At 60.6% G+C, this 12,822-nt stretch carries 11 protein-coding genes and 3 pseudogenes; 10 read left to right on the top strand and 4 right to left on the bottom strand.

From position 1 onward, the window contains the following. Position 1: 1 nt before the first annotated feature. The gene (locus QEN71_RS43080; RefSeq protein ID WP_201659368.1) at positions 2-958 is read left to right on the top strand and encodes a PfkB family carbohydrate kinase; all 957 of its coding nucleotides are present in this window, start codon (positions 2-4) and stop codon (positions 956-958) included. Continuing rightward, the gene (locus QEN71_RS43075) at positions 951-3,395 is read left to right on the top strand and encodes a glycosyl hydrolase family 65 protein (RefSeq protein ID WP_233472106.1); all 2,445 of its coding nucleotides are present in this window, start codon (positions 951-953) and stop codon (positions 3,393-3,395) included. The genes QEN71_RS43080 and QEN71_RS43075 overlap by 8 nt, the downstream gene beginning before the upstream one ends. Before the next feature lie 22 nt (positions 3,396-3,417). Here the strand turns inward: QEN71_RS43075 and QEN71_RS43070 are convergent, their stop codons facing one another. After that, on the bottom strand, positions 3,418-4,086 hold the full coding sequence (locus tag QEN71_RS43070; RefSeq protein ID WP_201659371.1) for a YoaK family protein: 669 nt from the start codon (positions 4,084-4,086) through the stop codon (positions 3,418-3,420). A 45-nt stretch (positions 4,087-4,131) separates the two neighbouring features. Further along, the gene (locus QEN71_RS43065) at positions 4,132-5,151 is read right to left on the bottom strand and encodes an SDR family oxidoreductase (RefSeq protein ID WP_201659374.1); all 1,020 of its coding nucleotides are present in this window, start codon (positions 5,149-5,151) and stop codon (positions 4,132-4,134) included. A 344-nt stretch (positions 5,152-5,495) separates the two neighbouring features. Here QEN71_RS43065 and QEN71_RS43060 point away from each other — a divergent pair, with 344 nt between their 5' ends. From QEN71_RS43060 to QEN71_RS43030, 7 genes and pseudogenes are all read left to right on the top strand, one after another. Further along, positions 5,496-5,768 (top strand): DUF6723 family protein, encoded by a 273-nt coding sequence (locus QEN71_RS43060; protein ID WP_201659378.1) that lies wholly within the window; start codon positions 5,496-5,498, stop codon positions 5,766-5,768. Between the two features lie 335 nt (positions 5,769-6,103). Further along, positions 6,104-6,313 (top strand): annotated as a pseudogene (locus QEN71_RS43055) (CBS domain-containing protein); the annotation flags it as partial. 144 nt (positions 6,314-6,457) lie between these two features. After that, positions 6,458-6,856 (top strand): annotated as a pseudogene (locus QEN71_RS43050) (DUF4158 domain-containing protein); the annotation flags it as partial. A 257-nt stretch (positions 6,857-7,113) separates the two neighbouring features. Further along, complete coding sequence (gene tnpA, locus QEN71_RS43045) at positions 7,114-7,581, top strand: IS66-like element accessory protein TnpA (protein WP_201659425.1); 468 nt, start codon at positions 7,114-7,116, stop codon at positions 7,579-7,581. Further along, complete coding sequence (tnpB, locus tag QEN71_RS43040) at positions 7,581-7,934, top strand: IS66 family insertion sequence element accessory protein TnpB (RefSeq protein ID WP_201659380.1); 354 nt, start codon at positions 7,581-7,583, stop codon at positions 7,932-7,934. The genes tnpA and tnpB overlap by 1 nt, the downstream gene beginning before the upstream one ends. 87 nt (positions 7,935-8,021) lie before the next feature. After that, positions 8,022-9,610: pseudogene (gene tnpC / locus QEN71_RS43035) on the top strand (IS66 family transposase). Positions 9,611-9,815: 205 nt separating this feature from the next. Further along, entirely contained in the window at positions 9,816-10,064 is a 249-nt protein-coding gene (locus QEN71_RS43030; protein WP_201659383.1) for a hypothetical protein, read from the top strand. A gap of 226 nt (positions 10,065-10,290) precedes the next feature. Here the strand turns inward: QEN71_RS43030 and QEN71_RS43025 are convergent, their stop codons facing one another. Further along, on the bottom strand, positions 10,291-10,512 hold the full coding sequence (locus QEN71_RS43025) for a hypothetical protein (protein WP_233472108.1): 222 nt from the start codon (positions 10,510-10,512) through the stop codon (positions 10,291-10,293). Between the two features lie 624 nt (positions 10,513-11,136). Here QEN71_RS43025 and QEN71_RS43020 point away from each other — a divergent pair. Next, complete coding sequence (locus tag QEN71_RS43020) at positions 11,137-11,595, top strand: hypothetical protein (protein ID WP_201659386.1); 459 nt, start codon at positions 11,137-11,139, stop codon at positions 11,593-11,595. A gap of 208 nt (positions 11,596-11,803) precedes the next feature. Here QEN71_RS43020 and QEN71_RS43015 read toward each other — a convergent pair whose 3' ends face one another. Continuing rightward, the gene (locus QEN71_RS43015) at positions 11,804-12,187 is read right to left on the bottom strand and encodes a hypothetical protein (RefSeq protein ID WP_233472109.1); all 384 of its coding nucleotides are present in this window, start codon (positions 12,185-12,187) and stop codon (positions 11,804-11,806) included. Positions 12,188-12,822: the final 635 nt, after the last annotated feature.

Genomic DNA, 12,822 nt, shown 5'->3' with positions numbered 1-12,822 from the left:
CGTGGCATTCATTGCGAGTATTGGCAGCATCAACATCGACCTTCAGATGCGCATCGACGAGCCGTTAGATGCGGAGACCGTCCGTGCGCACGATTTTTCCAGACTGCCCGGCGGCAAGGCCGCAAACCGTGCCTATCTTGCGCGACTTCTCGGGCACGAAGCGGTATTGATCGGCATGGTCGGCAGCGATGACTTTGGCAAGGAAGCGCTTGCGCAACCGGGCGGGATTGGCGTCGACGTGAATGGCGTCGGCGTGGCACAAGGCGCTGCGACTGCCGTGTCCGTCATCCTCGTGCCGTCTGATGGAAAGAAGCACATCGTGCTCGCGTCGAACGCAAACGAAATATGGCGGCTGGTCGACATCGACCGCGCGATCGACAAAATGGCATCGCTTCCCGCGGATACTCTTGTCACGATGGATGGCGAGATAGACGCCAACGCATTCCGCGCGTTGCTCGGCGCGGCGATGAAGCGCGACGCGCGTATTGTCGTAGACCCCTCGCCGCCAACACATTTGGTCGCTGACGCAATCCGCAGTCTGTGGCCAAACGTCTATGCGTTGACCCCGAACGAAGAAGAAGCGTCCGCCCTTACGGGGATAAACATTGAATCCGAAGCGGATGCCGTGCGTGCGGCTCGCTATCTGCGCGACAACGGCATCGCGCTCGCCTGTATCAAACGCAGCGACGGTGGCTGTGTTGCGGCGTCGACGGAAGGCGTGACCGCCGTACGCGTTGGACCGGTAGATGTCGTCGATTCGACGGGCGCAGGCGACGCATTCACGGGCGCGCTGGCTGTCGCGCTTGCCGAACAGCGTCCACTCGACGCAGCGCTTCGCTTTGCCACGGCAGCCGCTAATCTGGCTGTCACACGCTGGGGCTCACAACAGGCATACGGGCGACGCGACGAGATCGACGGATGGGGCGCCAGGCTCTCTACCGAGACTCTCGGTGACTGACCGGGAGCACGCTTCAATGCCAGCGGAGTACGCAGAATACATCTGCTTCCAAGACTATTCCCCGCAAGACGAACTTCGCCGTGAATCACTGCTCGGACTGGGCAATGGCATTCTCTTCGTGCGCGCGAGTGCGCCTGAGCAGAGGCTGACACGCGAAAGTCTCGCCGGGGCACCCGAAACATCGCCCCGCTATCCGGGACTCTATCGCGCCGGCCTTTATGACACCGTTACCGGTGAAGTAGCAGGACATTCCGTACGTTGCACGGCGTTGCCGCGATTGCCGGATGCAACCATACTCGCGGCTCGACGGCCGGGTTCAGCGTGGCTCGGCACCGATACAGCGGAATTGCTCGCATACCGGCATGAACTGGACATGCTGCGTGCCACGGCCGTTCGTTCGATGACCTTGCGCATGGACGGTGCATCGACGCGCATCGAAGAACGACGGTTTGTCAGCGCTGCTCATCCCTATCTTGCCGTAATCCGCTGGCGCATCACCGCATGCGACTGGAGCGGACCACTGGAGATCGCCGACGGTATCGACAGCGATGTTCGCAATGCTCTCGTGGAAAGACAGAAAGCGTTCACTGGACGTCATCTTGCCGGTATTGCACATCGCCGCGAAAGCGACGGCGTCCTCCTGGTAAGCGCGACGCTGGCTGGCCAACCCATCGAAATCGCAGTAGCTACACGCTTGCACGTCTGCGGTTCCCCCGAGAACTCGATGCACGCGAAGTGGAAAAAGCGCGAAGCATGCATCCAGTCGAGGATTATACCGTTACGCCAAGGTGAGCCGGTGTGTATCGACAAAGTTGTCGCTGTTCATACTTCTCGCGATACCACGGCACCAAACCCGATCAAGGGGGTGCTTGCATGCGTGAGAGGCACCGCTGAGCCCGATACGCTCGAACTGGCGCACCATCGCGCCTGGCTCCCGGCTTGGCGACAGGTTCGCGTCGACTGCGCGGATCCGGAGACATGCCGCGCGCTGAACGTGCGGGCGTTTCACGTTCTGCAGACCGTCAACACACAGTCGGCCCTTGAGGATATGGGTGTTCCCGCACGCGGCTGGCAGGAGGGCTATTACGGTCACGTCTTCTGGGACGACCTTTTCGTGCTGCCCGAAGTCGGCAGGAATGAGCACGCACACCGACGTGGTGCCCTGCTTTATCGGTATCGCCGACTCGACGCGGCGCGGCGCGCTGCTCAATCCGCCGGCTTCGCGGGCGCGATGTACCCGTGGCGCAGCGCCGCGACGGGCGACGAAGAGACGCCGCTCTATCAGTTCAATCCACTCGACGCGCACTGGATGCGCGACGATACCAGACTTCAACGACATGTGGGCGCATCGGTGGCGTGGAATGTGTGGCGCTATGTCGAGGTGTCGGGCGATATGGAATTTCTGCGCCAGCGAGGTGCCGAGATGATCGTCGAGATCGCCCGCTTTTGGGCGAGCATCGCGCGGCTCGACGAGTCGACCGGCCGCTACGTCATCGAAGGCGTCATCGGACCCGACGAGTATCACAATGCGTATCCCGATGCGGCGTATCCGGGTCTCGACAACAATGCTTATACGAACGTAATGGCGATGTGGACCTTGCCGCGTGCGGAAAAAACGCTAACCCGGCTCGACGCAAGCGCCCGCGACGCACTCTCAATACGTATCGGTCTCACGGCCGACGAGCCAGGCGAGTGGGCGAATATTGCACGCAAAATGACGGTCTCCTTCAGAGACGACGGCATCATCGAGCAGTTCGACGGCTTTTCTGGGCTGCGGTATGCCCGCGATCCCAGAAGCGTCGTGCAGGGCAATGCGCGTGTCGACTGGGCTCTCGAAAGTCAGGGTGACAGCGTCGATCGATGGCAGATCGTCAAGCAACCCGATGTGATCATGCTGTTCTATCTGCTCGGCGAAACACGTCTGCGATTATTGCTCGAACAGGCCGGTTATCGGTTCGACGAAGCCGCTGCGCGACGCACCCTCGATCATTATCTTGTGCGGCTGACGCACGAATCCAGTCTGTCGAAAGTCGCATGCGCGGGCGCGTTGGCGCGGCACGATAGCAACCTGTCGCTACGCTATTTCATGGATGCACTCGGCACCGACATGACGCCATGCAGTGGAAGCGCTCATGAAGGACTGCATCTGGGCGCACTCGCTGGCGGGCTTGATGTCATCGTGCGGCGGTACGCGGGGATTGAGGTCGAGCACGGACATCTCGTCGTCGAACCCGCATGGCCCCCAGCCTTGCCAGCCATCGCACTATCGCTTCAGTTTCGCCAGCAACGGCTTCGTATCGCCGCAGACGCAGCACATGTCGCGATAACTGCCGATATCGTCAATTCGCGTGCGGCGTCTGTGTTCGCCGAGGGCACAATGCACAAACTCGGGCCCGGCGAAACGATGGCCGTGCGCAACCGGTGTCCAGAGGGCTGATGTTCGGCGCTCGCCATGCACGTCACGCCCGTTGCGAGCGCAACGCCGTCATGGCAGACCATACGAGCAATGCGGCAAGGGGGATGCCCAACATCACGAACCCCGCGCCCGACTCGCAAGCCGCGCCCGCGATTGCCCCGACAGCGAATGAGAGCAACGCCACAGTCATACTGACCAGGCTGGCGAAGGCGGCATTCCGCTGCGACGCCTCGCTCCCGCGCGCTAACAGCGCCTCCAGCAACGAGATCGGCCACTGCGTGTAGTTGCTTGTCATCACGGTCGTCGGCAGGCCGATCCCAGAGGGCAGCTTGCTTGCCGCGCTCTGACATCCCATTGCGGCCGACGCGCATCCGGCTATCGCGTAGCGCTTCAAGGCCCCGTCAACGAGAAGAAGTTCGGCAGCGACAACCAGAGCGAGCCACAGCGCCTCGTTAGCGACAATGCATTGCAGGGTACGCATCGGAGTGTCGGCTTTGCGACCGAGCGTGATGATGCGCGCTCCCACTGCACCCGCCGCAAATGCAATGAGTACCTCGACGCGCAGCAACGCGACGGGCGAAGGTTTAAAAAGAGAGCTCGCCAGGCCCGCAATATTACCAGTCACATGTGCGGTGAAGACTTCGTTGAGCCCGAGGAAACAGGCTGCGTCGACGAAGCCTGCTACCGCCGCCAGCAGCGCTATGGTGCTCACGTCTTCTCCCCTACGCGACGGCGTTCGAAGTGCCCCCGGCAATGTTCATGGATTGCCTTCGCCTCCCGACGCGCCGTACACCTGCCCCGTCACATAACTCGCCTGGGCCGCTGCGAGCGTCACATAGACGGGAGCGATCTCGGCTGGCTGACCGGGTCGCCCCATCGGCGTCTGCGCGCCGAATTTGCGCAGGTTGTCCATCGACTGACCGCCGCTCACCTGCAGCGGTGTCCAGAAAGGCCCCGGCGCGACCGCATTCACGCGGATGCCGCGCTTGATCATCTGCTTCGCGAGTCCTTTGGTGAAGTTCGCGATTGCCGCCTTGGTCATCGCGTAGTCGAGCAGATTAATCGAGGGGTCGTACGCGTTCACCGAAGCCGTATTGATGATTGCGGACCCGGCCGGCATACGCGGGATAGCCGCCTTGGTAATCCAGAACATGCCGAACAGGTTGGTGCGCAATGTCCACTCGAACTGTTCGGTCGTGATATCGAGGATCGAATCGTGGCTTTTCTGTCGGCCCGCGTTGTTGACGAGGATGTCGAGACCTCCCATGCCGCTGACGGCGGTATCCACGAGCTTCACGCAGAAGAACTCGTTGCGGATATCGCCCGGAATTGCTATCGCCGCGCGCCCCGCTGCCTCGATCAGTTGCACGACTTCGCGCGCATCGGGCTCTTCCGCGGGCAGGTAGACGATCGAGACGTCGGCACCCTCCCGAGCAAAGGCAATGGCGACCGCGCGGCCGATGCCCGAGTCTCCGCCAGTGATCAGCGCCTTGCGGCCCGCGAGCAGGCCCGTGCCGCGATAGCTGCTTTCTCCATGATCGGGACGCGGATTCATTGCGCCCGCCAAGCCCGGCCATGGTTGCTGCTGTTCGGGAAATGGCGGATGCGGATAAAGCCCGCGCGGATCACGCGGCAACGTGGTGGGAGACGCGCCGGGCGCTGCCGAGCGATCCGCACTCTCCTGCGCGAGCGTCGTCCCTGCAAACGCCGTTGCCATGCCAGCGGCGGCTCCCTGCATCAACTTACGGCGCGAAAGCGACGGGCTGTCGTCTACCATGACGTGTACTCCGGATTCTGTTCAAGGTGAACCGCACCTCGCATACGCTATGCCCTTACCTGTAACTTGTCGTCGCGCGGCACGACAACAAGGGCGTCGGCTCGATAACGGGCAACGACGCGAAGAAGCTCAAAGGCGAGGCGCAGATCACGGAATGAGATAACCGCAACGATCTGGGCGACCACCGCGAAAACGCCGGGAAGGGAAAGACCGATCCGGGCAATCCAACGAACCTCTGATCGCGTGCTTCTACGGTCAACTCCAAGGAACGAAGCGTGCCCTGCGACAGCAAAAGTGCATCGGCATTGCGTTTGCTGTATGCCTTGTAAGACCTGGAGCGCGACATGGTACGTCGGAAACTTTTGTTTGAACCCAGCGGGAAGCCTCGCCCAGAGACGGCAGACGACTACGTCGTCTACGTGACGACGAGGTTCGTCTCCGCCGGGCGGTTCTTCGGCGAGCTCGCACTGGTGCGAACAACGGATGGACGCAAGCTCTATCCATTTGAGGGAGCGTCGCCGATTGGCCCTTTCCTCACCGTGGACGATGCAAGAGCCGCGGCCACGGCGCATGGCTCGCTACTGATCGAGGCCGACTTGAAGAATCCTGAGGCATAAGAGATTCGTGGACGTTCCGGGCTGCGACAGAGCTACTGACCTCGATGGACTCGACGACGAAGCGCCGAAACGACGAACAACAGCCTGAACGCAACCGAAGAACGCGACGCATATGACAAGCTATGCACCGCCTCACGTGCGATCGTATTCGTCACTCTCGAGCAACTTGGCGAGCGACGGAAACGGGAAGTCCATTGAAAGCTGCTCACATGCCTCCGGGGCCGTGCAGCGTGGTGCAACCGTGAGCAGCCCCGGAATCCTGCGTCGCCACTCAAAGCCCTGGAATAAGCGATGCTCGCTTGAGCAAGCCATCTTTCCATATCCAGGACCTAGCCATGACCACAGTTGCCGAAGTGATGACCAGAGATCCCGTCACGATCCGACCGACGCAAACCCTACGCGACGCGGCCAAAATGATGGACGATCTGAATGTCGGTGCGCTGCCCGTTTGCGACGGAGTGACCCTGATCGGGATGCTGACGGATCGCGACATCGTCGTGCGCGCGGTATCCGCTGGCGTCTCCCCGAGTGAGCGCATTGAGGGGTAATCGTCCTTTTCGTGCTAAATCTGGCGGTTCCGCCGCAGAGCCTTTATCTATAAGGCTGCCATCGGCTCTGACCGTTATCACGAGGCCCAAAAAGCGCCTGCCCGCGACTACCTATCGCGCGACCTTGACAGGGGGCAGAAGATGCCAGGCCTGGGATTTCGCTATGTGGGACAGGATCGCCTGCCCGCCCGACTTTCCGAATTCGACGTGGAGCGCTATTTCGCGTTGACCGATAGCGACGTCGCCGCGGTCAACGAGCGATTTCGGCGGGATTCCCGTGCCGGTGTCGCGATCCAGTTGGTCTTTCTGCGCGCCAGTGGTCATACGCTCGATCATGTCGGCACGCTGCCACGCCAGCTGTTGCGCTATGTCGGCGAGCGGCTCGGCCTGCCTACCCCGACAATCGCCTCGCTCCGTACGCTCTATCAGCGCTACAAGACACTGTACGAGCATCAGGTCTGGACCTGCGAATATCTCGGCATGAGGTCGATTGGACCGAACCACTGGGCGGAACTTAAAGCGTGGATGCGACAGGACGCCACGCTTCGCACCAAATTTCCAAACCACCCATCCGACTTATGCGCACCGGCCGCCCCTCCAATCCCATCCGCGCGCGTGCGCGCGAATCCGTCACGACTTCCGCCATGATTGCTGTCGCGAAGGCTCCATCGACAACTACTACCCCTGGCTCCCCGTCATCGGAGAAATCCTCCGTAAGCGCGCAATTTCCCCACCTAGCTTTTGCGTCCAGCAAGCTCCACGATTGCGTCCGCAATCACAACTTGCGGACGCAATTCATGCCCCAGGATGACCTTTCTTTTTTGCCTCTGCGCGTGACGCGCGTTAGGATGGGCGGCAAGCGCAGCTTCGATCCTCTGGACAAGCGGCGACTGGTCGAGGCCTGCGAGCAGCCAGGTGCGTCATTGTCTGGTCTCGCGCTGAAGGCTGGGGTGAACGCCAACCAGTTGCGCAAATGGGTTCGGCTGCACCGGCAGGCGGAAACGCCCGTGAGCAACAGCGACATGACCGCTTCAGTGTCGGCGTTTGTGCCAGTCGTCGCGATCGCGAATCCGGCGCCCGCGCCTGCTTCAACGCCGGCTGTATGCGCGCAGCAACTAGATCAGTCGCCGCACCGGTCTTCGCGGTCGCCGACCTCGGCTTGGCTGTCGGCCGAGTTGCCCAATGGCGTGAAGCTGGAGCTTGAATGCTCGGAACACGACGCCGCTCTCGTGAGCGCCATGATCGCGGCATTGGGACGGCACTGATGTTTCGCTTCGAGGCCGACCTGAAGGTGTTCTTGCACCGCGAGCCAGTAGACTTCCGGGCAGGCATCAACACTCTGGTGACGCTGGTCGAGCAGTCCATGCAACTGGACCCGTTTGCGCGTGCCGTGTACGCCTTCCACAACCGCAGACGCAACCGGATCAAATTGCTGTTCTACGAGCGCAACGGTTTCTGGCTGCTGCTACGGCGTCTCGAAGAGGATCACTTTGTCTGGCCGCGTCGGCAACAGGCGGTAATCGAGCTGACGACAGAGCAGTTGCGCTGGCTATTGGAAGGCATCGACATCGATGCAATGCGCCGTCATCCAGCGCGGCGGTACCGTCATGCCAGCTGAGTACCGGGCCGGCAGGCAAACAACGCACGGGTGACTGTTACAAATCTCCGTAAACCCTCAGCGTGTTGTGTTCGGCTATCCTGGGGCATGAATGAAGAGGACTTCTCGCGGTTACCGCCCGCCGCCCAGGCTTATATCCGTGAACTTGAGTCACGTAACCGTCAGCTGGGCGAACGCATTGCCCAGCTGGAGGAACAATTCCGCCTGGCGCAGAGCAAACGCTTCGCGCCGAGCAGTGAGAAGCTGCGCGATCGCGTGTTCGACGAAGCCGAGCAGATCGCTGCCACCGAAGCACACGACGATGACCTTGCGGCAGACACCTTCATACTGCCCGATACCGGCTTGCCGGACCCACCGGAAGTAGCGCGGCGCAGTCCTGGACGCAAAACCGCTGCCGGCGCATCTGCCTCGTCAGCGCATCGAATACGACCTGCCTGATGACCAGAAGATATGCCCGTGCTGCGCACGCGAGCTTCACCGTATGGGCGAAGAGATCAGCGAACAGCTGCATATCGAGACGAAGGCGTCGGTGCTGCAGCATGTGCGCTTCAAATACGCGTGTCGCAATTGCGAGCGTCATGCCGAACGCACGCCGGTGATAACGTCACCGATGCCAGCGCAGCCATTGCCGGGCAGCAATGCAAGTGCCGCGATGATCGCCACCGTGACCGCCGGCAAGTATGTTGACGGAACCCCGCTATACCGGATGGCCAACGCATTGGGACGCGCCGACATCGAAGTCGGACGCGGCACGCTGGCGAACTGGGTCATCCGGCCCGCTGAGCTGCACTACAGCCGGCTCTATGAGGCTTTGCGCACGACGCTGCTGTCTCAGCCGTTGATTCACGGTGACGAGACAACGGTGCAGGTGCTCAAGGAGGCTGGCAGAGCGGCGCAGAGCACCTCGTACATGTGGGTTTGCCGCAGCGCCGAAGGTTGCGCGCAGCCGGTCGTGCTGTTCGATTACCAACAGGGGCGCGGGCAGGAATATCCCCAAGCGTTCCTCGCTGGTTACGAAGGCCTATTGATGACAGACGGATACGCCGCCTGGCGCACGCTCGAAGGTCCAATGCACTTCGGCTGCCTGGCTCACGCCCGTCGAGCCTTCGTCGACGCCCTCAAGGGCATGAAGAAACCGGGCGGCCGTGCCGCGCAGGCACTGGAATACTTCAAGGCGTTATATCAGGTCGAAACGCTCACCAAGGCCGATTTGCCCGACGGCGAGACACGGGTCGACTATACGTACCGGCTGCGTCAGCAGCACAGCGTGCCATTGCTCGAAGCGTTCGAAGCCTGGCTGGACGAACAGGCGCTGCAGGTCTTGCCAGAAAGCCTGCTGGGCAAGGCGATTTCATACACAAGAAACCAGTGGGCGTATCTCTGTCGATACGTGAGCGACGGGCGTGCCGCCATCGACAATAACGTCATTGAGCGACATCAGACCATTCTGTACCGGCCGGTCCTCATGGCTGTTCAGTGACACGGTTGCCGGCGCGAAAGCAAGCGCAATGGTCTACAGTCTGATGCTCACGTGTCGGGCCTGCAACGTCGAGCCATACGCCTACCTCGTGCATGTGTTGACCGCATTGCCACAGCGCGGGCCGGACGCCGATGTCGCTGACCTGCTGCCATTCAACTTCGCGAAACGCTCCGCCGAAATTGGCGCCCCTGTCTGACGTAACCTGCGACAACGCCCCATTGCTTGCGCCTGCGGCGCCTTCGCGCAGTCGGCGCTCAGAAGTCGCTCGTGCTGAAGGCCGCGCAATACGGCACTGCTGGATGATCCGCCGCGAGGACGTCCACGTCAGATTTGCCAGGTGTATGCTCGTACAGGCACAAGCGCGACGCTTGCTGCGGCGATCTCGAACCGGGGAGGCCACCGTGATGCTTCTGACTGAGGAAGAATCAGCGCTAGCGCTCGCGGATCGCCATATCCTGGAAGCGCTGCAGCGAATCAGCCTGCAAGAAGAGCGCGTTCAGGAAGCGCAGAGAAACGGGATGGATTCGTCACAGGCCGGGGAGCTACTGCGCATCATGAGGGAGATCCTTTTCACCTTCAGACGGCATCGGCGCCAGCTTCATGAAGAGCTTGAAAGACAGCGGCGCCTCACAAAATCATTCGGTCACTGAACAGTCCCGACGATCGGTGTCCTCAAACGAGCGCTTACAATCCTCCGCCCCGACGATGCGAAGTACAGCGTTAACATCAGAATGGTGTGCTGCTGCCATCGTTGGTTCCATATGGAATTAGTCAAGCCGTCAAAGTGTCAGCGCGCTGAGCGTTGCCGGGATCGGGGCTTACCTGAGCGACGTTTGCGCTGCATGACCCCAACTGCCCCTTCTACGGCAGCGTCTGTCAGATCTGGCGGTACATGGCGGGGCCTCCGATCAAACCGATCGCTATGATTTCTTTTTGCCCGTAGTTGCGGGGTTCCTTGCGAACCTCATACCCATCCTCATCACGATGCAACCAGCCTATGTGTTCCGCAACCGTGCCAACCTCATTGCGCACCGCTGCCATATCACGCATCACAAGGTCGCTGGGAAGCGACTTCAGACATTCTAGTAACGTTGCCACGCCCGGATTCCCTCTCAAACACATGATGGACAGCAATGTTCGGTATTCTACCTGCCGTCGGCACGAGTCAAGGTTGGTCGTCTCCGGCATCGGTGTTTGATCGTTTGCGTTCCCACAGCAGCAACGTCGCTCACAGCATCTTCCGACCAACGTCCATGCAGACCGGTATCGACCTGCGTCTGACAGACAACCCATTTCGAGAACGGAATGGCTGCTGACCGCTGTGAACCAGTCATCGCAACAAAAACGTCCCAGTTCGTCGACCGGCTATTGGCCGCGAGTCGCCTCTAGGGGCGAAAAATATGGGTTCTGATACGAGACAGCAACTCCTTGATTTAGCGCCAATATATATTAGGGGCGGTTCGCAAAGCCTTATATAGCCTAAATCGTCCTAACCGGAAAATTGCACGGAAATCAGGGTGACCCCTGTTCGCGCGGTTCAATATGCGCGATCATCACATCGCCCCGACTCGAAAAGCAGGCCGAAAGTGGTGCCGATTTTCCACGAGGCGCGAACGCCGCAGAAGGCGCAAGTGCGTTAGATTAGGATCTTGTTGCGACCCGCCACAGTGTCTTCGAATCGGTGGTCATCGAAGTCAGTCCTGAAGTTGCACAGGAGCCGCCGTGAGCACGAAACACAGCAAGAAAGGTCATCTCGAGGCCGCGGCGTCACACCACGAGCAGGCCGCACGACATCACCGTGAGGCGTCGCGGCATTTCGAGGACGGTCGAGACTTTGCCCACGCCGCACATCAAGCGATGATGGCCCATGGACATACGTTGCATGCGATCGATCAGGCACACGACGCTGGCGCGCACAGCGCCAGTACGCCGTCGATAACGCCTCCATCAATCGTCTCAGGCGTAAGTGCCGCGGGCATCGCTAAACATCATGCGGCTGCCGTGGAGCTTCACACACAGGCGGCGCAGCATATGCGCCATGCCGTTAAGCTCTTCGATCAGGATCGGAGCGCGGTCTCCCACGACGCACAGCTAGCGCTCTCCCTCGCACTTCGCGCTTTGTCACACGGCAACGAAGCAGCGAGACTATTCGTCATGCTGACTGCCGGTGGTGCTTCGTGAGTCAAGGTTGGTTGACTGCAAGCCAGTCACATCTTGTTTAATGGAGAATTCGGAGTGGTGCTGCGGTATCCGTTTAGACACATTGAACCGCTTTCTGCGCTGCATGCACACCCTACAGCGCCGGGTTGTTGCGCGGATCTACGGTCGTGGGCCTGCCGTAAACTCCACGCATTGACAGGTATGGCGCAATCCGGCGGCCTACTCGCGGCTAGGCCTTTCGCTCCAGCATGTCTGTTGCGAAAGACTTCGCATGCGCTACGGCCTCTTGCGCGTCGGGGAATACACCGAGCTGCTCCCAGTACTCTTCGACTGCGTACGTTCCTTTCATACCGAGTGCTCTCTGAACACGCAGTTGCGCTGCGTACCTGCCGTCCTCCAGTGGTCGAGCAGCCGCTATTACCTTGTGCGGAAGGTCGGATCTTTCTGGCTGAACCAACTCTACTGGACCGCCAGGCAGGCCAATATCTTTCAACTCGTTCCTGATTTTGCAGTCCGGGCAGTAGAAGCACCATCCGCTGTCCTCGTGATTGGATCTGACCTGCCCGCGGGCCAGCACAGCACGACATTCAACGTTTTCGCAGATGAACGGCATAGCAGTTTCCCGAGTTGTTTGAAAGAAATCCTAGCATGTACCGACGGCCAATCATCGGCGTTGTTGCTTTGCCCGAGGCTAAGGAAAACCCTCAAGTAGAAGCCGGTGAGGTCGCGCCCAAGGCCTCACCGCAGTTGAACGCTCATATCGGGGTTCGGTTTCCGCGAACCGCTATTCCCGATGCATGCAGCCTGATGTGATCCGCGCGCTCACCATACGAGTAGGCCGTTGACCTGGATCACCTCCGGGTGGATTGGGGCGCTAAAGATAGCGGCCTTTTCCCCGACCGCTGCAAGGCCGTGAAGATCTATCGACGCACTGGAGACGACGTCCGCTGCCGACCGCTTGCGTGTGGCCCTGAGAGAATCTGTGATGTGTCGATGGCTCGCGAGCTTCGGAACCGGCTGCCGCGCGCCAGTCAATTCAGTCTCCGCGGCGACAGGGGACCGTTGTCGCGCTAACGCAAAACGCCGCAACAGCGATGCAGCCACCGTCCGTCGGCGCGACCAGCGCCTCAGCCGGTTCGGGTCAGGGAAAAGCAGACCATGTGTTGTCGGCAGACGTACCGATTGGCAGGTATCATCCCGCCGTGGTAAATATTCTTCTGTCGCGGGCGGCCGCTCTGTGTGGAACGG

The sequence above is a fragment of the Paraburkholderia sabiae genome, assembly GCF_030412785.1.
GTDB classification, from domain to species: Bacteria; Pseudomonadota; Gammaproteobacteria; order Burkholderiales; family Burkholderiaceae; genus Paraburkholderia; species Paraburkholderia sabiae.
Note: the sequence above shows the minus strand (reverse complement) of the source record. Positions and strands in the feature narration are given on the sequence as shown.